At 56.8% G+C, this 21,637-nt stretch carries 20 protein-coding genes; 4 read left to right on the top strand and 16 right to left on the bottom strand.

The annotated features are described in order from the left end of the window. Window positions 1–30 precede the first annotated feature (30 nt). From panB to dksA, 9 genes are all read right to left on the bottom strand, one after another. Window positions 31–822 carry a 3-methyl-2-oxobutanoate hydroxymethyltransferase gene (gene panB / locus ACW17M_RS18835; RefSeq protein ID WP_144814291.1) on the bottom strand — a complete coding sequence of 264 codons (792 nt, stop codon included), beginning with the start codon at window positions 820–822 and terminating at the stop codon, window positions 31–33. A gap of 299 nt (window positions 823–1,121) precedes the next feature. Further along, window positions 1,122–1,562, bottom strand: a complete 441-nt coding sequence (locus ACW17M_RS18840; RefSeq protein ID WP_155705670.1) for a hypothetical protein — start codon at window positions 1,560–1,562, stop codon at window positions 1,122–1,124. 287 nt (window positions 1,563–1,849) lie between these two features. Then, window positions 1,850–2,335 (bottom strand): 2-amino-4-hydroxy-6-hydroxymethyldihydropteridine diphosphokinase, encoded by a 486-nt coding sequence (gene folK / locus ACW17M_RS18845; protein WP_009287937.1) that lies wholly within the window; start codon window positions 2,333–2,335, stop codon window positions 1,850–1,852. Further along, window positions 2,335–3,717: a polynucleotide adenylyltransferase PcnB gene (pcnB, locus tag ACW17M_RS18850; protein WP_009287938.1), complete on the bottom strand. Its 1,383-nt coding sequence runs from the start codon at window positions 3,715–3,717 to the stop codon at window positions 2,335–2,337. Before pcnB ends, folK begins: the two co-directional genes overlap by 1 nt. A 928-nt stretch (window positions 3,718–4,645) precedes the next feature. Further along, a complete protein-coding gene (locus tag ACW17M_RS18855; RefSeq protein ID WP_027958260.1) occupies window positions 4,646–6,040 on the bottom strand; it encodes a sigma-54-dependent transcriptional regulator in 1,395 nt (464 codons plus the stop codon). Then, window positions 6,018–8,966, bottom strand: a complete 2,949-nt coding sequence (locus ACW17M_RS18860) for an ATP-binding protein (protein WP_141441472.1) — start codon at window positions 8,964–8,966, stop codon at window positions 6,018–6,020. Before ACW17M_RS18860 ends, ACW17M_RS18855 begins: the two co-directional genes overlap by 23 nt. Before the next feature lies 1 nt (window position 8,967). Continuing rightward, window positions 8,968–9,144 (bottom strand): hypothetical protein, encoded by a 177-nt coding sequence (locus ACW17M_RS18865; RefSeq protein WP_007111811.1) that lies wholly within the window; start codon window positions 9,142–9,144, stop codon window positions 8,968–8,970. Window position 9,145: 1 nt separating this feature from the next. Beyond that, window positions 9,146–10,057: a tRNA glutamyl-Q(34) synthetase GluQRS gene (gluQRS, locus tag ACW17M_RS18870; protein WP_230805515.1), complete on the bottom strand. Its 912-nt coding sequence runs from the start codon at window positions 10,055–10,057 to the stop codon at window positions 9,146–9,148. Between the two features lie 101 nt (window positions 10,058–10,158). Continuing rightward, window positions 10,159–10,596: an RNA polymerase-binding protein DksA gene (gene dksA, locus ACW17M_RS18875; protein WP_007111809.1), complete on the bottom strand. Its 438-nt coding sequence runs from the start codon at window positions 10,594–10,596 to the stop codon at window positions 10,159–10,161. Window positions 10,597–10,811: 215 nt separating this feature from the next. Here dksA and ACW17M_RS18880 point away from each other — a divergent pair, with 215 nt between their 5' ends. Both ACW17M_RS18880 and sfsA read left to right on the top strand, forming a co-directional pair. Then, on the top strand, window positions 10,812–11,972 hold the full coding sequence (locus ACW17M_RS18880; RefSeq protein ID WP_457547940.1) for an aminotransferase class I/II-fold pyridoxal phosphate-dependent enzyme: 1,161 nt from the start codon (window positions 10,812–10,814) through the stop codon (window positions 11,970–11,972). Further along, entirely contained in the window at window positions 11,972–12,724 is a 753-nt protein-coding gene (sfsA, locus tag ACW17M_RS18885) for a DNA/RNA nuclease SfsA (RefSeq protein WP_196518082.1), read from the top strand. Before ACW17M_RS18880 ends, sfsA begins: the two co-directional genes overlap by 1 nt. Here the strand turns inward: sfsA and ACW17M_RS18890 are convergent. The 6 genes from ACW17M_RS18890 to ACW17M_RS18915 all read right to left on the bottom strand — a co-directional run bounded on the left by ACW17M_RS18890 (window position 12,696) and on the right by ACW17M_RS18915 (window position 17,468). After that, window positions 12,696–13,145: a DUF4426 domain-containing protein gene (locus tag ACW17M_RS18890; RefSeq protein ID WP_342584971.1), complete on the bottom strand. Its 450-nt coding sequence runs from the start codon at window positions 13,143–13,145 to the stop codon at window positions 12,696–12,698. The genes sfsA and ACW17M_RS18890 overlap by 29 nt on opposite strands. A gap of 39 nt (window positions 13,146–13,184) precedes the next feature. Then, window positions 13,185–13,778 (bottom strand): methionine biosynthesis protein MetW, encoded by a 594-nt coding sequence (metW, locus tag ACW17M_RS18895; RefSeq protein WP_027958266.1) that lies wholly within the window; start codon window positions 13,776–13,778, stop codon window positions 13,185–13,187. Further along, entirely contained in the window at window positions 13,778–15,004 is a 1,227-nt protein-coding gene (metX, locus tag ACW17M_RS18900) for a homoserine O-succinyltransferase MetX (protein ID WP_009287944.1), read from the bottom strand. The genes metW and metX overlap by 1 nt, the downstream gene beginning before the upstream one ends. A gap of 217 nt (window positions 15,005–15,221) precedes the next feature. Then, window positions 15,222–15,815: a YggT family protein gene (locus tag ACW17M_RS18905; protein WP_009287945.1), complete on the bottom strand. Its 594-nt coding sequence runs from the start codon at window positions 15,813–15,815 to the stop codon at window positions 15,222–15,224. A 56-nt stretch (window positions 15,816–15,871) separates the two neighbouring features. Beyond that, entirely contained in the window at window positions 15,872–16,696 is an 825-nt protein-coding gene (proC, locus tag ACW17M_RS18910; RefSeq protein WP_457547941.1) for a pyrroline-5-carboxylate reductase, read from the bottom strand. 55 nt (window positions 16,697–16,751) lie between these two features. Further along, complete coding sequence (locus tag ACW17M_RS18915; protein WP_230805521.1) at window positions 16,752–17,468, bottom strand: YggS family pyridoxal phosphate-dependent enzyme; 717 nt, start codon at window positions 17,466–17,468, stop codon at window positions 16,752–16,754. A gap of 32 nt (window positions 17,469–17,500) precedes the next feature. Between ACW17M_RS18915 and ACW17M_RS18920 the strand changes: the two genes are divergently transcribed. Further along, window positions 17,501–18,544, top strand: a complete 1,044-nt coding sequence (locus tag ACW17M_RS18920) for a type IV pilus twitching motility protein PilT (RefSeq protein ID WP_138801351.1) — start codon at window positions 17,501–17,503, stop codon at window positions 18,542–18,544. A 226-nt stretch (window positions 18,545–18,770) separates the two neighbouring features. Here ACW17M_RS18920 and ACW17M_RS18925 read toward each other — a convergent pair whose 3' ends face one another. After that, window positions 18,771–19,910 carry an anhydro-N-acetylmuramic acid kinase gene (locus ACW17M_RS18925; protein WP_233974665.1) on the bottom strand — a complete coding sequence of 380 codons (1,140 nt, stop codon included), beginning with the start codon at window positions 19,908–19,910 and terminating at the stop codon, window positions 18,771–18,773. Between the two features lie 145 nt (window positions 19,911–20,055). Here ACW17M_RS18925 and tyrS point away from each other — a divergent pair, with 145 nt between their 5' ends. After that, a complete protein-coding gene (tyrS, locus tag ACW17M_RS18930; RefSeq protein WP_009287950.1) occupies window positions 20,056–21,255 on the top strand; it encodes a tyrosine--tRNA ligase in 1,200 nt (399 codons plus the stop codon). Window positions 21,256–21,637: the final 382 nt, after the last annotated feature.

Raw genomic sequence — 21,637 nt, forward strand, 5'->3', positions numbered from 1 at the left:
TCGATAGACTAGATGTCTTAACCGTCATCTTTAAAAGCAGTGCTCTTGGGCTGGGAAAGTGCGTGTTTTGACCGCTTCATGGTAGCGCTGAAACGCAGTTTGAATACTGTCCGCCTCAACCATAAAGTTTTTCACAAAGCGCGGTGTGCGTCCGTGGGTGACGCCCAGCACATCGTGCATCACCAGAATCTGGCCATCGGTATCCGGTCCTGCGCCAATGCCAATCACCGGCACATCCAGCGCTGCGGTGACCGCTTTGCCCAGGCTGGCAGGGACGCACTCAAGCAGAATCACCGAAGCGCCCGCCTCGACAAGTACTTTTGCGTCGTTAATGATGCGTTCCGCTTGAGCGGCGTCGCGCCCTTGAACTTTATAGCCACCTAGCTGGTGCACAGTTTGCGGGGTTAAGCCCAGGTGGGCACATACCGGTACGCCGCGGCGGGTAAGTTCACGAATGCCATCGGCCATCCACGCTTCGCCTTCCAGTTTGACCAGCTCCGCGCCCGCGCGCATCACGGCACCGGCATCTTCCAACAGGCGCTCGGTGGTGGCGTTGCTCATAAAGGGGAGGTCTACCATCAGCAGGCTATGGCCTTTACCACGCGCCGCGCAGCGGGTGTGGTAAACGATATCGTCAATGGTGACGGGTAGGGTGCTGTTATGGCCCTGTAGCACCATGCCCAGCGAATCACCGACGAGCAGGACATCAATGCCTGCCTGGCTTGCCGCATGGGCAAAGGAGGCGTCGTAAGCGGTTAGGCAACTGAACGTCTCGCCAGCCTGCTTATAGGCCTGCAGCGTGCTTAGGGTGACTGTTTTCATGGCGTGCTCTCATGTTTTACGTGAGGCCGCTGCGACATAGGCAGCCGACCATTATTGATGCTGCATCCCTGCATACGCGAAGTGGCGTAACCGGCAATTGTTACCTGAATGGGGTGTCGGTGTCGAGATTTGTGTCAAATGGTAGCGTTAGCCGCACACTCGGTGTCTGGGGAGGGTATTTTAGTCTGTCGTCAAATGACAGCGAATGCTGGCCACGAGCTAGAGAGTGTAAACTCTGCCAGCGATGCCAGCATAGTAGAGGTGATGCACGGTTATCTGTGGGTGAAGATTTTTATCTCTCAACGGTAGCTGTTAAGAATGCGAGCTAGTGAATCCGAAAAGCTATAAGAGTTTGGCTGCGTAGTGTCAGAACTTGCCTTTGTGGCGTAATTTATCTCACCACCTAGCTTTTTTGCTATTTCCTCGGCACGTTCCTGAGCAAATGACAAACCCCCGCCATCCATATTTAGCTGTAGGTCTCTGGGCGTTTGCGCCAATCCGGTATCCCATACTTTGGCTACCACCTTGCCGTGAACCGTTATTTCAGCAAATAAATTCTCTGGCGAATTGTCGGGACGCCCAGCTTGTTGAGCAGCGTGTTCATGTATAGAAGGAAGATTCTTCATCTCCGCCATCTCAGATTCCGTCATTTTTCTTGCGTGGGGTGTCATCTCCTTGAATGAATTAACGTTTCCAGTTACCGCGTATGACAGTTGGCTGTTAATGCCTGATACACTCATTTCTTGATGCCTCATGAATTGATTTGTTCTGGAAAATCAAGTAGCTAATGAGTTAGTGAGCATGAGGTGTTTAAGCAAGCTCTAGAGCCCGCTAAATTAATCACAGCTACTTTAAGTAAGCTTAGCCTGCGATGAACCTAAGGGCAAAGGTTCTATAAGCCTAAACATAGGGCTGAAAACGTGCCTTTTCGCACTTTAGTTGCACTTCTACAGTCATGAGTTTGAAACGCTGGCTAGGTACTGAAAGCAGTAACCTCAAGCTCTAAGTGTCAGATGGGATAAGCGCACTAAACCCTGAGCAAGTCTTGTGACTCAACACCTTCAAGCCAGGTGGATAGCGGCTGTTGGAGAAGGTCTAGAGAGGGGGCGATCTCTGCGAGGGGGAGCAGTACAAAGGCCCGGGCAGTCATTTGCGGGTGCGGTACTCGTAAACGCGGGGAGTTGATATGGTCATCAGCGTAGAGCAGCAGGTCAAGATCGAGCGTGCGGGGCCCCCAGTGGCGCTGGCGGCGGCGGCGATGCTGCTGCTCTAACGCCTGAAGCTGGTCGAGTAGCGCCAGCGGGGAGAGCCGTGTCTCCAGCGCGGCCACCGCGTTGATAAAGTCCGGCTGATCCTGCGGCCCCACCGGGTGGCTGGCGTAAAGCGATGATGCTGCCACTAATCGACTTAGCGGTAGCATTGCCAGCTCGTTGAGGGCCTCGCGAACCTGCACGATAGGTGACTCTAGATTGCTACCCAAGCCAATATAGGCGAGCTGGGGAGGAGCACCCACTACTCTGGCGCGCTCGGCTTACGGCGCCGTTTGCGACGACGATCGCCCTGGCTGGCGGGGTCGCCGCCAACTTTTTGCAGCAGGCGACGCTGTTCGTGCTCATCGCCGCGCTGAAACGCCGTCCACCATTCGCCTAAACCACTCGGTATCTCGCCCGCCTGTTCGCGCAGCAGCAGCAGGTCATAGCCAGCTCTGAAACGCGAATGTTCGCGGGTTTGAAAGGCTTTTTTACCGCGCCGCTGGGGTAGGCGCTGCTGTAATTCCCAAATTTCCCGCATCGGGATGCCAAAGCGCTTGGGAATCGATGTGAACTCTAACTGACGAGATACCACCTGTTGGGCGGCTGCTTGAAGCGCGGGAATAGGCGGCATGCCTTCTTGCTCCAACGCTTCCTGACGATGTTTGACCGGTGCCCATAAAAACGCAGCCAGCAGAAACGCGGGGGTGACGGGGCGCTCTTCGGCGATACGTTTATCGGTATTGGTCAGCGCCTGCTCAATCAGCTCTTCGGCCCAGGCGGCATCGGCCATGGCTTCTTCGGCCTCGGGGAACAGCATACCGAACAGGCCGTAGTGGCTGAGCAGCCGGAAGGTAACCAAGCCGTGGCCCGACATAAACAGCTTGAGCACTTCATCGAATAGCCGCGCTGGGGGAATCTGCAGCAGCAGCGGCGCCTGATCGTACATCGGCGCTTCAGTGGCGGGGTCTAGCGTGAAATCCAGCTTAGCCGCAAAACGCACCGCCCGCAGCATCCGTACCGGGTCTTCGCGGTAGCGTGTCGCCGGGTCGCCAATCAGGCGCAGGGTGCGGGTCTTAATGTCCTCGGCACCATTGGCAAAATCGGTGATGCTGAAGTCGGCGATATTGTAGTAGAGCGCATTAACGGTAAAGTCGCGGCGCAGCGCGTCTTCTTCGATATTGCCCCATACATTGTCGCGTAGCAGTAACCCTTCATCGGACTGATGGGCAATGTGGTCGCCATGCTCGTCTTGGGGTTTGCCACGGAAGGTGGTGACCTCAATGACCTCGCGGCCAAAGCGAACATGGACAATCCGAAAACGGCGGCCGATCAGGCGCGAGTTACGAAATAGATCGCGAACCTGCTCTGGCGTGGCGTTGGTGGCGACATCAAAATCTTTGGGCATCTTGCCCAGCAGCGCATCACGAATGCAGCCGCCCACCAAATAGGCGTCGAAACCCGCGCCGCTAAGGCGATAAAGCACTTTTAACGCGGCATCGCTAATATGCTGGCGAGAAACAGGGTGCTCTGACCGAGGGATGTTGCGCGGAGTGAGGGCGCTGGTGGTGCTCTCTTGGGGATCAAGCAAGGTTTTCAATTGCTCCCCCGGGCTGTGTAGGAAACGGGTAAATCCTTTAAACATGCGACGATTTCAACTCGCAGGTACGAAAAAATGGTCGTAAAAATAGTCGTTAGAAAACACTTCAAACGAGTACTGAACATAAACCACGAGTGGCTGAGTGTAGCCGACCCTTCATGGCTTGCAAAGAGCGGCTTGCAAAGTAGCGGCTTGCAAAGCACTTGACGCTGGCGGGGGCTAACACAGGTTTTAAACCCAGGCTCCAAACACGGAAAGGGGAGGCTAAAAGAGCCTCCCCTATCAAGCAATTAATCAGCGTCCGTGCTGCTATTTTTCTTCATGATGGCACATCGCCCTGAATACGCACCGCAGTCGGTAGGCGTAAGGATCACGATGGTTCCGACCGCCTCGTATTCAAAACAATAATCCAACCGCGAACTTTTCTCCCCCCAGGGTATTATTATTGGCGCCGGGGTGTACACACTGACAGCTATTGTTGTTGTTAGGATGCCAAGTCACATTGTACGTCGCGTCCTTTCGGGCCACTTGCTAACTTTTGTTGTTGTTCGCTGCGCCTGTGTTGCCTGCGCAAGCAAGTAATGAGATTCAAGCCTGTTGTTCTTGTTAGTACCGTTATCTCTACCTGACCCTGTTGTTTTTGTTGTGGCTCAGGTTGTGGCGAGGTCATGTTGTTTTTGTTGGTGACCTGGCGCTATGCCCAGTTTGTTTTTCTTACCCAGTAATACTGCAGACCCTGTGCCACCTATTTAATAAATTATAAATTTCAGAAGGTTGGAGTTTTTTAAGTCGCTGCGGAACTTTACGGCGCGAGAAGTGTTACCCCTTTCGCGCCCGTTTGTGCGCGGCGTTGTGTGGGAAGGTAACAGTGTCAGGGTAGCGAAAGGCAGAATATTTCTTATTTAAATCAGTATATTAGACGATGGTCGTAGGGGTGGTGTGGAGACAGGAGGGAATGGGAATGCCCAGGTGCTTAACCTGGGCGCCGGGCGGTTTTTTTGCGCGGTATGCCAAGCCGCTGGCGTCGTTCCCAAAGGTTTTTACGGCTAATGCCCAGTTTTTGTGCCAATTCGGTTTCACTCATTTGGTCTTGGTGTTCGAGGACAAAGTGCTGAAAATAATCTTCTAAAGAGAGATCATCTTCATTCTCTTCAGCACTTTTATCACCGCCACCACTGGCAGCAGGTGTGCTGGACGAGCCAGAGGACGGATGGGGGCGTGGGGTGGTCGGCGCTAGACCCAGGTCATCCGGATGGATCAGATGCCCCTCGGCAAGAATCACTCCGCGCTCAAGGGCATTCTCCAGCTCGCGAACGTTACCCGGCCAAGGGTAGTCGCGCAGATCCTGGCGGGCTGCGCGGGACAAACGCAGGCCCGTGCGTTCGTGGCGCTTACACGCCTTGTCGAGCAGAATGTCGGCGATCTCAAGCACGTCATCCTCGCGCTCGCGCAGCGGCGGCAGCTCGATCTGCATCACGTTCAGTCGGTAGTAAAGATCAAGGCGGAACTCGCCGGTTTTTGACAGTGCTCGCAGGTCACGATGGGTGGCTGCAATCAGGCGGACATTGACGTGGCGGGTTTCCACCGAGCCAATTTTACGGATTTCACCCTCTTGAAGAACGCGCAGCAGACGCGCCTGGGCATCCAGCGGTAGTTCACCAATCTCATCCAAAAATAGCGTACCGCCATCAGCGGCTTCGACTAACCCGGTGCGCGCAGCGCTGGCGCCGGTAAAAGCGCCTTTCTCATGGCCAAACAGCTCTGATTCGATCAGCGTTTCAGGAATCGCCGCGCAGTTGACGCAGATCAATGGTGCCTTGGCGCGCTTGCTCTGCTGGTGAATGGCGCGTGCCACCAGCTCCTTGCCGGTACCTGACTCGCCAAGAATCAATACGGTGACATCGGCCGGGGCGGTTTTACTAATGCGGGTGTAGACCTGCTGCATGGCAACGCAGTTGCCGATCATGGTTTGCCGGCTGCCGCCTGCATCGGTGATATCCGGGGGCGGACTCTGCTGCATCGACTGCTTGTGCAGGATCCGCTCAACGGTCTCCAATAGCTCCGCGTGGTCAAAGGGCTTGGCAACGTAGTCCACGGCCCCCTGTTTGAGCGCTTCCACCGCAGAGCGCATGCTGGCGTAGCTGGTCATGATCAATACCGGCACGGGGGCTGCGGCGGTGATCAGCGAGGTGCCCGGTTCGCCCGGCAGACGCAGGTCGCTGATGATGAGGTCGAACCCTGCGAGCTCAAGCTGGCTGGCCTCCTCAGCGCTGCCTGCTTCGCTGACCGTATAGTCGTGGCGTTCCAGAAGGCGCTTTAGCGCGCTGCGAATAATCGCTTCATCTTCAACAATCAGAATCCTGGGCATGGGTTGGCTGATCATCCTGTTGGTAAAGCGGCAGCCATAACGTAATGGCCGTGCCGCGAGGCTGTCCGGGGGGTGGCGAAGCCACGTCTATTTTACCCTGGTGCTCATTGATAATCTGGTAGGCCAATGAAAGGCCCAGACCGGTGCCCTCGCCGGCGGGTTTGGTGGTGGTAAAGGGCTCGAATAGGTGCTCGCGCACTCGTGGGTCGATGCCCTGACCGTTATCGGTTATCCGCCACCATGCAAGCTGCTCGTGGCGCCCTGCGGTCATGTGAACTTCTCCCCCTTGGCCGCAGGCATCCCGGGCATTGCTCAGCAGGTTGACCATCACTTGCGTTAATCGCTGGGCATCGCCGCGCACCACCACGTCGTCAGGCGTTTCATTGGTTAAGGTAACATCCTCTCCCGAGCGGGCGAGGTGGATCAAGTGCAGTGCATCTTCGCTAATGGATGCAAGTGCCACAGGTGAGGCAGGGAGCGGTACCGATTGGCGTCCCCCATGGGCAAAACCAACCAGTGAGTTAACGATTTTGGTGACCCGCTGGGTTAGCTGCTGGATTTGGTCGGCGGTCTCCAGCAGGGCGGGATCGTTGGTGTCGTAGCGGAGGTTTTGCGCCAGCGACGAGATGCCGGTAATCGGGTTGCCAATTTCGTGGGCGACCCCAGCGGCTAACTGGCCGATGGAGGCAAGGCGTGCTGCATGCACCAACTCATCTTCTAACCACTTCATTTCGGTATGGTCTTCAATCAGAATAACGCTGCCGCCACGGCTGTCACTACCGCTGAGAATCGCTTTGTGCAGGGTCAAAAAATAGTCTTTACCGTGCAGCGTGACCGCCTGTTTGTAGAGCGGTGTTGACGTGGTTTCCAGCACGCCGCCGAGTAGGCTGGGCCAGGGGGCAGGCAGGCTGTCGCGACGTGAACCGATCACGCTTTCACCGCTAATACCCGAGAGTTGAGAGAGCGCCTGATTCCACATTAGCAGCTCATCATCATCGCCCAGAACACACAGCCCCACCGGTAAATACGCCAGGGTTTGGCGATGATGGCGGCGCAAACCGTCGAGTTCACGGGCTAACCCTGTCAGGCGTGACCGGTAGGCTTCCAAGCGGCTCTCGACAAAATGAATATCGTCGGTTTCAGGGGTGTCGTCGTGGCGGTAGGGTAGATAGCGATCAACAATATCCCGTGCCACCGATGGGCCCATTAGGCCCGAGAGATTGGCCTGAATACGGTCACGCAAGCGACGCAGCGCGTAGGGCCGGCGCTCCTGGGGCGTTAAATTGAGTGCTTGCAATGCCCGCTTCACTTCACGGCTAGCCGCCTCATCGCCGAGGGCATGGGCTAAGTGAGTCGAAAAATCGCTCGCCGTGGCGGCTTCCAGTGGAAAGCGCTTGGAGCGGATAACGGCATCGACGGAGCACGCTTCCGCGGCGGACTGCTCACCTTCAGAAATACGCGTAAACAGCGATATCACAATCAACAGCAGGATATTGACCGCTAACGAGAGCAGCGTGACGTTGTACCAAACCGGCGCACCAGTGTCGGTAAGCGGGGTAAAGGGTAGCGTCGGTACGGGTAGCGAGAACATGAGCGGCAGCCATAGCCCCCATAGCCATACGCCGACGCCTGCGATGAGGCCAATAATCATGCCTTTACGGTTAGCGCCCGGCCAGTAGAGCAGCGCCAGCATGCCCGGCAGGCACTGGGCCATCCCCACAAATGCGGCTAATCCCAAACCGATAAGCCCATGATGGCGACCTACCCACTGGTAAAACACCCAGCCGCTGATAATCACAGCGACCACTAGCCCTCGGCGCAGCCACAGCAGCCAGCCGTAGAGATCACTGCGCGCTTCCGGGGGCCTCGCTACCAGTACAATATGATTAAGCACCATGCCGGAAAGCGCCAGGGCAATCATAATCATGGTGCCGCTGGCGGCGGCTAGCCCGCCGATAAACGCCAGTGCCCCTACCCACCAGTGCTCGGTCATTAGGTAGGCGGCATAGGCGGCGATGGGTATGTCGGGATTGACCGACTGCGCGGCCCACCAAATCAACGGCACGGGTAGCGCCATTAATAGCAGGAAAAGCGGCAGCGCCCAGCTCGCTTGTAGCAGGGTATGCCGGGATAGACTTTCTGAAAAACTGATATGAAACAGATGCGGCATCATAAACGCCGCCGCAAAAAACAGCAGCAGAAGGGTTCGCCACTGGGCCGGGTCAAGCTTGGGTGTCTGTTGTTGGAGGAGAGCGCCAGGGCCTTCCAGCCACAGCTGCAGGTCGCCTGGGCCGTCAAACACCATCCATAACGCCACCACGCCGAGCCCCAGCATGGCTAGCAGTTTAACAATGGATTCAAACGCAATGGCGCTAAGCAGAGTGTCGTGGCGGCCGTGAGACTGACTGTGGCGCGCACCGAAAATAACCGCAAAGGCGGCAATCACGGCGCAAAAAAGTAGCGCAACGCTACCTCCCGCTTGGCTGGCGGTGATGATATTGATGGCTTCGCCCAGGGTTTGGACTTGAATGCCGAGCAGTGGCAGCACCGCCAGTAGACTGACGATGGTGACCAGCGTACCCGCCCAACGAGAGCGAAAGCGAAAGGCAAACAGATCCGCCAATGACGTTAGTTGATAGGTGCGGGTGATGCGCTGGATGGGCACCAGTAGCACAGGGGCGAGCAAGAAGGCGCCCGCTGCGCCCAGGTAGTAGGCGAGGAAGCCAAACCCCGCGTGGGCAGCCATTTCCACGCTGCCGTAAATCGCCCAGGCGCTGGCATAAACACCCAGGGCAAGGGTGTAAACAATCGGGTGGCGGGTAATACGCACCGGCACCCAGCCGCGCTCTACCGCAAAACCGCAGCCAAACAGCAGTGCCAGGTAGCCTAGCCCAAGCAGTAGGACGCCGACTATCTCAACGTGCATCTCAACGTTCATCAAGCTTTCTCTTCTGCTCCAGCCAGAGGGTTAACGCAATCAACCCACCCCAAATCGCAAACGGCCGGTACCAGGCGGCCTCAGGGTCGCTCCAGCCATTCATCAGCAGCGGAGAGAGCAGGTAGCCGCCAAACACCAAAAACAGCATGATGCGATAGACATACATATCAATCTCCTACTGGAGGTGAAGAGGGATTTAAACGGTGTGCCGTTGGGTTTAAACGTGCCAACGACCAGTTCGCTACCGCCCAGTGTAGCTGAGTCGCGGGGGGCTCTGAGGCCAGTTCTTGTGGCGGCGCTTGATCAAGCGCTTCCAGCGCCTGAAAGAGCTGCTGGCGCACTTTCTGCTCGTCTTCTGCCAGGGCCGGGGCCAGGTTTTGCTTGGAGAGCTTTTGCCCTTCAGCGGTCACAATGAGTGGCAGATGCAGGTAACGCGGCTGCGGTAGCTGAAGTGCGCTCTGCAATTGGCGCTGCCAAGGGGTGTTATCGAGCAAATCAAGCCCGCGTACCACATCGGTAATCTGCTGCTCGGCGTCATCCACTACCACGGCGAGCTGATACGCCCATAGGTCATCTTTGCGCTTTAATACCACATCGCCTAGTTCAGCCGGGTCAAACTGCTGCTCGCCGAACAGCCGGTCTTGCCAGCGGATAGGGCGTTCGCCACGGTCGCTGCGCAGCCGCCAGGCCACCGGTTTATTCGCATCGCAAACGCCATCGCGGCACCAGCCGGGGTAGATAACAAACGCCTGCCACTGCTTGCGCGAACAGCTGCAGGGATAGGCCAGGCCGAGTTGGACAAGCTGGTCAAGCGCCTGTTGGTAAGCATCGCCGCGAGTGTGCTGCCACATTACCGCTTCGTCCCACTCCAGCCCGAAGGTTTCCAGCTGGCGAAGGATAGTGCTCGCCGCACCTTCAGGGCAGCGCGGTGGGTCGATATCTTCAATGCGCACCAGCCACTGCCCATCGGCCGCGCGGGCATCTAAATAGCTGCCTAAGGCGGCGACCAAAGAGCCAAAGTGCAGCGGGCCAGAGGGCGTAGGGGCAAAGCGACCGCGGTAGCGAGCAAAGTCATTCATATTAGCGTCGTTGTTGAAAGGGGCTGATTGTTCACAAAAAGCCATTCACAAAAACGGGCACCCTAAGGTGCCCGCGTTCGAGTAGCACGGTCTTTTAGTGCTCAGCCGCCTAGCTGTTTCTCTTTGAGTTCCGCCAGGGTTTTGCAATCCACACAAAGGGTGGCGGTGGGGCGAGCTTCTAAACGACGAATGCCGATTTCAACGCCGCAGGCTTCGCAGAAGCCATAATCATCATCATCGATGTTATCTAGCGTCTCGTTAATTTTCTTGAGCAGCTTACGCTCGCGATCCCGGGTACGCAGTTCCAGGCTAAAGCCCTCTTCCTGGGTAGCACGGTCGGCGGGGTCGGCGTAGTTGTTCGCATCTTCCTGCAGGTGGCGTACGGTACGATCCACCTCTTCCATGAGATCCTGTTTCCAATCCAGCAGCAGCTGACGGAAGTGCGCTAGCTGCTGCTCGTTCATATACTCTTCACCCGGCGCTGGCTCATACGGTGTGAAGGACTTGGACGCTTCCGGTTTCTTTTCTGCTACTGGCATGGGACTGCCCCTTACATATGTGACTACTGATCGACCATGAGCGATTGTCACGATCTCACGCCAAAGGGATGCTTGTTTAGCTGAAAAATGACTGGGTTGCAAGCATAATGGTGAGCTTTCGATGAATGTTTGGCCTTGAATATGACTAGCGCCATGTTTTAGTTAGTTTTTCAATATTTGTCCAGTTTCAAAAATGATTAGATGAAGGAGCCGTTATGGCCTGGAATTCGCGTGTCGATCACGTTGCCCCTTTTCGGGTCATGCATTTGCTGGAAATGGCCCAGGCGCGGGAAGCCGCCGGCCACGATGTGATTCACCTGGAAGTAGGCGAGCCGGATTTTGCTACCCCCGAGCCAATTATCGCTGCCGGGCAGCAGGCGTTGGCCAGTGGCCATACCCGCTACACCCCAGCAGCTGGGCTGCCCGCGCTGCGTGAGGCGATCGCCGGGCACTATGCAGAGCACTTTAACGCTACGGTTGATCCTGCACGTATCTTGGTAACGCCCGGGGCGTCAGGGGCACTGCTGCTGGCAAGCCAGCTATTAGTCGAAACCGGCTCGCGGGTGCTGATGGCTGATCCGAACTACCCTTGCAATCGTCACTTTATGGCGCTAGCTGGCGCTGAGATTGATGCGGTATCCGTGGGGCGAGATAGCGGCTGGCAGTTGGACGCTGCCCTGGTCGCCCAGCATTGGCGTGAGGACACAAGCCTGGCGATGTTGGCGTCGCCCTCTAACCCTACCGGCCACACGTTGAGTGCGCAACAGCTCTCAGCAGTGCTGGCAGCGGTCGCTGAGCGCGAAGGCGAGGTCATCGTCGATGAGATTTACCAGGGCCTCAATTACGACGATGCACCGCTCTCAGCGACCTCGCTCTCCGCCAACGCCTTTGTGGTCAACAGCTTTTCAAAATATTTTGGCATGACCGGCTGGCGCTTGGGCTGGCTGGTGGCGCCAGAGCATGCAGTGGAGCCATTAACGCGGCTGGCGCAGAACATGTTTCTGGCCGCGCCGACGCCTTCGCAGCATGCCGCCCTGGCGGCGTTTACGCCCGAGTGTCGTGGTGTTCTTGAACAGCGCCGTGAAACCCTGAAAGAGCGCCGCCAAGTGCTGCTAGAGGGCCTTGCAGGCTTGGGGCTGGCACCGGATCTCCCGCCCCAGGGGGCGTTTTATTTGTGGCTGGATATCTCCCGCTACAGCCGCGATAGCCAGGCCTTCTGCGAGCGCCTGCTGCAGGAAGAAAACGTGGCGATTACCCCGGGTATTGATTTTGCTGTACGTGGCGGCGAACACCATGTGCGCATTGCGTTCACCAATGATGTGGCCCGGCTGGAAGAGGCGGTGGCGCGGATTACACGCTTTGTGGGCAGGCTGTGATGCTGACTTATCCGGCGCTGGTGCCGGGCACGCTGATCAAGCGTTATAAGCGCTTTCTCGCCGATGTGCGTTTGGATGATGGTCGCGAAGTCGTCGCCCACTGCCCCAATACCGGCTCGATGAAGGCGGTGAACGTGCCAGGGTGCCGAGTGTGGTTGTCACCCAGCGATAACCCCAAGCGCAAGCTTGCCTGGACGTGGGAGTTTATCGAGCTGCCCCAGGCAGATGGGCAGGTGGCGCTCGCCTCGGTGCATACCGGCCGCGCTAACCGCATCGTGGAAGCGGCGCTGGAGGCGGGGGCTTTGGCACCGTTGGCAGGCTACGCCACTCTGCGCCGGGAGGTGAAAGTGGCCGACGCCCGCCTCGATTTTAGGCTGGATGACCCAGAGCGGGGGCGGGCGTATATCGAGGTGAAGCAGGTCACCCTCAAAGAGCAGGACGGCCACGGCTACTTTCCGGACTCGGTGAGCGTGCGCGGTACCAAGCATCTGCATTCGCTGCGAGTGCTGACAGAGCAGGGCGAACGGGCGGTGCTGCTGTTTTGTGTCGCCCACGAAGGCATAGCTGACGTGGCCGCCGCAGCCCATATTGACGCGACTTACGCGGCAGCCCTAGCGGAGGCCTCGGCCAGCGGAGTGGAAGTGCTGGCCTATGGTATTGAGGTGGTGCGGGAGCAAGAGCGCCCCATTGGAGTGCGGTTAACCCGCAGCCTGCCTGTACGGTTTAACGATCAATATAAAAACGCTGAATAAAGTTAACCGGCTCGGGGGCGGCGTTGCGGTCGTAGCGCACGCTTAGCTCAAAGCGCATGCTTTCATCTTCGCGCATGGTAAAAGGCGCCAGGTGGTAGGTCGCATCGCCGTCATGCACGGTGCGAAAGCTGAGTGACTCCTGAGCGCCCGTCAAGCCGCTAACGTGGCCCTGTACGCTGGCGTTAACGGGGCGGGTACTGCCATCCTCCTGGCGCTCGCGAACGCTTACATTAACCAGACCGCGGTTGGCGCTGCGCTGGAGGTTGTTCGCTTGGGCCACTTCCGGAGTCAAAAAGCTGCTGTTCACCGCGCTGTAGTGAATCTCGTAATCGCCCACGCTGACGAACTGCTCAGCGAGGGCCCCAGCGGCGGCGAAGAGCATGCCGACAAGGGCGGCACTCATCATTAATCTGCGTAACATGGCGTGGCTCCTCGGATTGAGTTTAAGCGCGATGAATATCTAGCGGCGACGAACGCGGAAAATGGCAATTTCACCAAATAGATTGGGCCATAGCCGCGATTTCCAGTGGCCTTGATGATCCCCTACACCCACCGCGCGATCAACAATCATCAAGCCCTTCTCGCGGCACAGATGCTCAAAGTCGTTGAACGTAGAGAGATGGATGTTGGGCGTGTCGTACCAGGCGTGGGGCAGCGATTTGGATACCGGCATATAGCCGCGCAGACCCAAATGCACACGGTGGCGCCAGTAGGCGAAGTTGGGGAAAGTGATGATGCCCTCTTCGGCGACACGCAGCATTTCATCGAGCATCTTGTCCGGACGGCGCAGCGCCTGAAGCGCCTGGGTCATGATTACCTGGTCATAACTGTTATCGCAGAAGCTGCTTAAACCGTCATCCAGGTTGTGCTCAATCACGCTGACGCCCCGGGCGACGCAGGCATTAATGCCGTCATGATCGATCTCTAAGCCATAGCCAGTCACGCCTTTATTGTTCGCCAGGGTCTCAAGCAGCTCGCCGTCGCCACAGGCGAGGTCGAGCACGTGCGCCCCTTCGGGCACCCAGTCATAAATCAGTTCAAGATCGGCGCGCATCATGGCGTCTCCTCTGAGCTCGTTGCATCTTCGCTTGCTTCATCTTTACCCACTTCGGCGAGGTTAAGCTCGCCGGCAGCGCGGTTCATAAAAGCGCTGAAGATGGCGTCGTAGCGCGGCTCTGAGAGTAAGAAAGCATCGTGCCCATGGGGCGAGTCGATGTTGGCGTAGCTAACCGCTTTGCCCGCACGAATGAGCGCATCGACCAGCTCGCGGGAGCGCGAGGGGGGAAAGCGCCAGTCGGTGGTAAAGCTAACAATCAAAAACGGGCACTGCGCTGGGGCCAGGGCTTTGGCTAAGTCGCCCCCTTGGGTCGCGGATGGGTCAAAGTAGTCCAGCGCTTTGGTCATCAGCAGGTAAGTATTGGCATCAAAGGCGGTGGAGAAAGTGTCGCCCTGATAGCGCAAGTAGGACTCCACCTGAAACTCAACGTCAAAGCCGAAGTTAAGGTCGTCGCTACGCAAATCGCGGCCAAACTTGCTGCCCATGGCGTCTTCGGACAGATAGGTGATATGGCCCACCATGCGCGCGAGCTTAAGCCCGCGTTTGGGTACGGTGTCGTGCTCGGCATACCAGCCGTCAAAAAACTCCGGATCAGAGCGAATCGCCTGACGGGCTACTTCGTTGAAAGCGATATTTTGCGCCGAGAGCCGTGGCGTGGCGGCAATCACCACCGCATTAGCCACCCGCTCTGGGTAGGTCATTGTCCATTGCATCACCTGCATGCCCCCCAGGCTGCCGCCCACCGCGGCGGCCCAGCGCTCAATCCCCAGGTGGTCGGCAAGCCGCGCTTGGCTGGCCACCCAATCGCTCACCGTGACCATGGGGAACTCAGGCCCCCACTGGCGGCCGGTGTCGGGGTTATGACTGACCGGCCCGGTGCTACCATGGCAGCCCCCCAGGTTATTAAGCGACACAACAAAAAAGCGGTTGGTGTCGATCGCTTTGCCGGGGCCAATATGGGCATCCCACCAGCCGGGCTTGCGGTCTTCTTCGCTGTGGTAGCCCGCGGCGTGGTGGTGACCCGAGAGCGCGTGGCAAATCAGTACCGCGTTACTGCGATCGGCATTCAATGTGCCGTAGGTTTCGTAAATCAGCTCGTAGGCAGGCAGCACTTTGCCGCAGGCGAGAGCTAGCGGCGTGTCGAAGCGTGCCACGTGCGGGGTGACCACTCCGACGGAGCCCGCCGGTCGGTCTGCAAATGCAAGCGTATCTGAGTCAGGCATTGAAGGCGCTAGTCCTGCTGAAAGAGGGCGACTGAAGTAGATCCTGTAAACCTCTGATTAACTATTGCGCTTGCCCATACGGCGTTAAAAATCGCCTCAAAATGCTCATTTACAACCTGTAAATTCCGCTTTTTCGTTGATTTTTGCCTTGTCTGGCCTGCACTCATTACGTTAATCAGAGGCTTCCTTGCTAAGAATACGAAGATGGCAGTTGCCATCACAGCCCGACCAGCGCGCCGGAAATGCCCGCCGCACGAATCAGGGCGCCGACCACCAAACCATCGATCAGGTTAATGGCGATAAACACCACGATAGGCGATAGGTCAATCATGCCCAGCGGAGGAATCACTTTGCGTACCGGGGCCATAATCGGCTCTACCAACTGCATAACCAGCAGCGCACCTGGATGGCTGGCGTTGGGCGCTACCCAGCTCAAAATAATCATCACAATCAGGGCGAAGAAGTAGATTTTTAAAATTGCATTCGCCAAGGCGGCCGCACCGGCAATCAGCAGTCCAGCAATGGGCGGCATGCCAACGCCAATCACCATAAAAATGGCGATGATGCTAGCCACTTTCAATACAAAGCCTGCTGCTAAGGTGGCGAGGTCGAAGCGGCCAGCCACAGGGCCTAAAAAGCCTTGAAATAGCCCCACTACCGGCTGGGTGATTTTGACCACCGATTGGCTTAACGGGTTGTAGTAATCTGCCCGCGACGCTTGCAGCAGGAAGCGCAGCATGAGTAAAAAGAGGTAAATATTGATGAGGGTATTTACCAGCATTAACCCTGCACTGCCCAATTCATTGCCCATTATTATGTCTCCTTGATGATCCGGTAGCTTAGGCTGTGATTAGCCGAATGGCTGCATTAGCTGCCGCTTAGTTCCTTGGCCATTGCCTGGGCGCGGTCGGCGCAGGCCTGCATGGCGTCGGCAATCGTGGTGCGCAATTGTGCCTCTTCCATATGTTGAATGGCACGTTCGGTGGTGCCGCCCGGCGACATGACGTTCTGTTTCAGCGTGGCGGGGTCTTTATCGCTCTGCTGTGCCATGGTGGCGGCACCCAGCGCGGTTTGAATAGCCAGACGGCGCGCGGTGGCGGCAGGTAGACCGAGTTTAACTGCGGCTTCTTCCATGGCTTCGAACATCAGAAAGAAGTAGGCCGGGGCGCTACCAGAAACAGCGGTGACTGCGTCTAACAGGGCTTCTTCTTCCACCCACTCCACAATGCCGACCGCTTCCATTAACTGGGTGGCCACGTCACGCTGGGCATCGCTGACGTTGGCATTGGCGTAAAGGCCGCTGGCGCCATAACCGACCAACGAGGGCGTATTGGGCATGCAGCGTACCATGGCATTCTGGCCGCCTAGCCACTGGTCGATCGTGCCGGCATCCAGGCCGGCAGCAATCGAGATAATCAACGGCTGCTGGCGCTGAACGCTGTCGCGCAACGCTTCGCATACGTTGCGCATGATTTGTGGCTTCACCGCGAGTACCACCACATCGGCCTCAGCCACCGCCGCATTGTTGTCGGTGTCTGTATTGATGCCTAAGCGTTGTTTAATCGATGTCAGTTCGCTGTCATTCGGCGCGGTGGCGGTAATAGTAGAAGGCGCGACGCCGCTGTCGATTAGGCCGCCGATAATGGCGCTGGCCATATTGCCGGCCCCAATGAAGGTAATCTTATTCGCCATGGTAGGTGTCCCTTAAGTAAAAGTGTTCTACGTAAAAAAGTGGGCTACTTTTCGTCTAAGCCGATGGGCGAGCGCCGAAAATTGCAGTGCCCAAACGCACCAGCGTGGCGCCTTCCAGCACCGCTGCTTCTAAATCGTCGCTCATGCCCATCGAGAGCGTATCAAGGGGCGCGGCTGGCAAGCTGCTTTGTAAGGCGGTAAAAGCTTCGCGTAGTGCTGCCAAAGGCTGGCGCTGAGCACTTATATCCTCTGTTGGAGCGGGGATCGCCATTAAACCGCGCAGGCGCAGATTAGGCAGCGTGGCGACTTCTTTGGCCAATTCCTCTAACTCCTCGGGCAGCACACCAGCTTTGCTCTCTTCTCGGCTGATATTAATCTGCAGGCAGATATTGAGCGGCGCAAGGTGCGTTGGGCGCTGCTCGTTAAGGCGTTTGGCAATTTTTAGCCGATCGACGCTGTGTACCCAGTCAAAGTGCTCGGCCACAGAGCGGGTTTTGTTGGACTGCAGGGGGCCAATGAAATGCCATACAATGCCGTCAAGATCAGTAAGTTCGGCCTGCTTTTCCAGCGCTTCTTGCAAATAGTTTTCACCAAATTCACGCTGACCCAACTGCCAAACCTGACGAATCATCGCCGCAGGCTTGGTTTTGCTGACGGCCAGTAGCTTGGCTGCACCCTGGGCGCGCCCCGCGTTTTCTAATGCATTATGCAGGCGTTCAAGCGCCTGAGCGTATGAATGGCCGAGTGACTCGTTAAGCGCGATGTCTGTCATACTCAAGCACCTTACCGCAGCTGGGAAGAGAGATGGATATTACCGAACTGCTAGCATTCTCGGCAAAGCAGAATGCCTCTGACTTGCACCTTTCGGCCGGTTTGCCGCCCATGATACGTGTTGATGGCGATATTCGTCGGCTCAATGTGCCCGCTATCGATAATAACGATGTGCGTAAATTGATCTACGCCATCATGAATGATCGTCAGCGGCGCGACTACGAAGAGCACCTGGAAATTGATTTTTCCTTTGAAGTGCCGGGGATCGCCCGCTTTCGTGTTAACGCCTTTACGCAAGCTCGCGGGGCGGGGGCGGTGTTTCGCACCATTCCCAATCAAGTACTTTCCATACAAACCCTTGGGCTCGGTGAGGTGTTCGAGCGCCTGGCGATGTTACCGCGGGGCCTGGTGCTGGTGACTGGGCCAACGGGGTCGGGCAAAAGCACCACGCTGGCCGCCATGATCGATTACATTAACGATCATCGTTACGAGCACATTCTCACCATTGAAGACCCCGTCGAGTTTGTCCACGTTAGCAAGCGCTGTTTGATTAACCAACGCGAAGTGCATCGCGACACCCATAGCTTTGCCGATGCGTTGCGTAGCGCGCTGCGTGAAGACCCGGATGTGATTCTGGTCGGCGAGCTGCGTGATCTGGAGACTATCCGCTTAGCACTGACCGCTGCTGAAACCGGTCATCTGGTGCTGGGAACGCTGCATACCACCTCTGCCGTCAAGACAATCGACCGGATCATCGATGTTTTTCCCAGCGAAGAGAAAGCCATGGTGCGCTCCATGCTTTCGGAATCGCTCCAGGCAGTGGTGTCGCAATCGCTGCTTAAACGTCAGGGCGGCGGGCGCGTAGCGGCCCACGAAATCCTCATGGCCACTTCTGCAGTGCGCAACTTGATCCGCGAAGACAAAGTGGCACAGATGTACTCAGCCATTCAAACCGGTGGTAGCCTGGGTATGCAAACGCTGGATGCCGCGCTGTCTCGGTTAGTCAATGAGGGCGTTGTAAGCATAGAGGAAGCCCAGGCTCAGGCTAAAGGCACTCTCGCTGCAAAAGATGAATAATTTAGGCTTTGTACGAAAACTGCCTGCGCTCGGCCATACTGTGTTAAATAACGGCTCGTGCGCGAGTCCGATCAAAATGCTCATTTACACTCCGTAAACTCCGCTTTTTCGCCGTTTTTTTGCCTTGCCTGACCTTCGCTCGCCGACTTTTCGTATAAAAGCCTAAGCCTTGTGACGTACCCACTGCTTTTCTTTGAGGTCTAGGGGCGTATTCAAACAATGAGTGTTAGGGGGCATAGATTCCGCCCAATACCCGGGGGCCCTGCGCGCCGGTGACTGAGGGCAAGTTGCCTGGCAGGTGGTGCAGACGCTGGTGCGCCAACCAGGCAAAGGCGCCCGCTTCAATCCAGTCTTCAGGCCAGCCGTACGCCGCTGGCGAAGTGAGCGTGGCGCGAGGGAGATGATAGGCAAGGCGCTGCATCAAATAGGCGTTGTGGGCGCCGCCGCCAGCGGTGATCAGCGTCAGCGGGCCACTACCGATCCGCAGTTGTTCAATGCCGTGAGCGACACTGACGGCGGTGAGTTCAGCCAGCGTCGCCTGAACATCGGCGGCGGCTTCCTGGCCGCTAAGATGTTTTCGTAGCCAATCCAGATGAAACAGCTCACGCCCTGTGCTTCTCGGCGGTGGTTGCTGGAAAAACGGTTCTGATAACAACCGAGCTAACAGCGCTTCATCTATCTTTCCACTAGCGGCCCAGTCGCCGTCCTGGTCAAAGCGGCCGCCCTGGTGCAAGGCAAACCAGCCATCCAGTAAAACATTCGCGGGGCCGGTATCAAATCCGATCACTGGATCGGTCGGCTGGCTAGAAAGCCAGGTGAGGTTGGCAAAGCCGCCTAAATTAAGTACCAGCTGATGCGCGTCTGCTCGCCCAAATAGTGCCTGATGAAAGGCCGGTGCCAGCGGTGCCGCTTGACCGCCTGCGGCTAAGTCTCTGCGACGAAAATCGGCGACCACCGTGCAGCCGGTGAGTTCTGCCAGCAAGCTTGGATTATCCAACTGCAGTGTATACGCCGGGCCGTCGCCGTGGCCTGCGGGGGCATGCTCAATGGTTTGGCCGTGACTGCCGATAGCACTGATCTGTTCTATACCCACTGAAAGGGGTGCTAATAAGTGCTGCACGGCTTGGGCCTGGCATTGGCAGAACGCGTGTTCCGCTGCTGCGAGCTGCGCAAAACTGACCTGCTCTGCATGGCACAGCTTAAACAGTAGGCGATGAAGCTCGTCCGGCATCGGTTCGGCATGGGTTGCCAACAGGTGCGGCGGCGAATCACCTTCGATGGCGATAAGTGCTGCATCGATACCGTCCAGACTAGTGCCGGACATCAGGCCAATATAGTAAAGCGGCGTAGCGGTAGGCGTTTTCATAAGCGAACTCGTACAAAGCTGGGCTGAGACTAAACCAGGGTGAGAGCGAAACCAAGGCTCAACCAAGGCGAGCGAGCATGGTAACATCGTCGGCTATTTATCACCTGAGCCCGGTAAGGGCGGTTCTTTATAGTGGAGAGAGGCAATGAGTGAGGTGGATCAGGCTTTAGCGCTGCTGTCGCGGGGTACGCATGAAATCCTGGTAGAGGATGAGCTAAAACAGAAGCTGGCTTCAGGCCGCAAACTGCGTATCAAAGCGGGTTTTGATCCCACGGCCCCTGACTTACACCTGGGGCACAGCGTATTGCTGACCAAAATGCGCCAGTTTCAGGATTTGGGGCACACGGTTATCTTTTTGATCGGTGACTTTACCGGGCGTATTGGTGACCCTACCGGTAAGAACGTGACGCGCAAACCGCTCACTGAAGAGGATGTGAAAGCCAACGCCGAAACCTATAAAGAGCAAGTGTTTAAAATCCTCGACCCTGAAAAGACCGAGGTACGTTTTAACGCCGAATGGTTTGGCGAGCTCTCCGCTGCCAAAATGATTGAGCTGGCTGCCCAAAGCACCGTCGCCCGTATGCTGGAACGGGATGACTTTGAAAAGCGCTATAAAGCCAATCAGTCCATTGCCATTCACGAATTTCTCTACCCGCTGGTACAGGGCTACGACTCGGTAGCGCTTGAGGCGGACGTGGAGCTGGGCGGCACTGACCAGAAGTTCAACCTGCTGATGGGGCGCGAAATTCAAAAACACTTCGGCCAGGAGCCCCAGGTGGTCATTACCATGCCGCTGTTGGAAGGGTTAGACGGCGTGCAGAAGATGTCGAAGTCCCTGGGCAACTACATTGGTGTCGATGAAGCGCCGGGCTCCATGTTCAATAAGCTGGTCTCCATGCCGGATAGCTTGATGTGGCGCTATTTTGAGCTGCTCTCTTTGAAATCGAACGAAGAGATTGACGCGCTCAAGCAGAGCGTTGAGCAGGGCGCGAACCCGCGGGATATCAAAATGGAGCTGGCCCGTGAGCTAATTGCCCGCTACCACGGCGATGAAGCAGCCGCCAGTGCGCACAAGTCAGCGGGTAATCAACTGGCTGATGGCGAGCTGCCAGAAGATCTACCGGAAGTCACGGTCGATTTTGAGGGCAGTGAGCAAGCACCTATTGCAGCAGTGCTTAATAGAGCTGAGCTTGCGAATAACAGTGCCCAAGCCAAAGACATGCTGGGTAATGGCCGAGTTAAAGTCGACGGCGACGTCGTTGCCAAAGACACTATGCTGGCGACAGGTAAGAGCTATGTTATTCAAGCTGGTAAGAAACGTTACGCTCGTGTGACGCTTATTTGAACTTTCTGTCAAAAAGCCCTTGCCAACCCGTCAGCGAATCCGTAAAGTACGCATCCGCTGCCGGGGACGCCAAGCGTTACCAGCGGTGAATGAAGTGTAAAAGCTTCGGTTTGTCAATGAGTTAGCGGTTTTGGATGTGGTCAGTGTTACATCGAAAACAACGCCCTTGACAACCACCAGGAAATGCGTAGAATACGCCTTCCTCGCTGAGGCAAGCCAGATCAACGGCAGCCGGTTACTTTCACAGTAACCAAGCAGCGAAACAGCTCTTTAACAATTTGATCAGGTAATTCATGTGGGCGCTTGCTGATGTTGGTGACAAATCACCAAATATCAAGGCAAGCGACTCAAGCAATAAGGTTTTAAAGGATTCGTCCTTTGG

It is taken from the genome of Vreelandella sp. 2A-K22 (assembly GCF_054065485.1).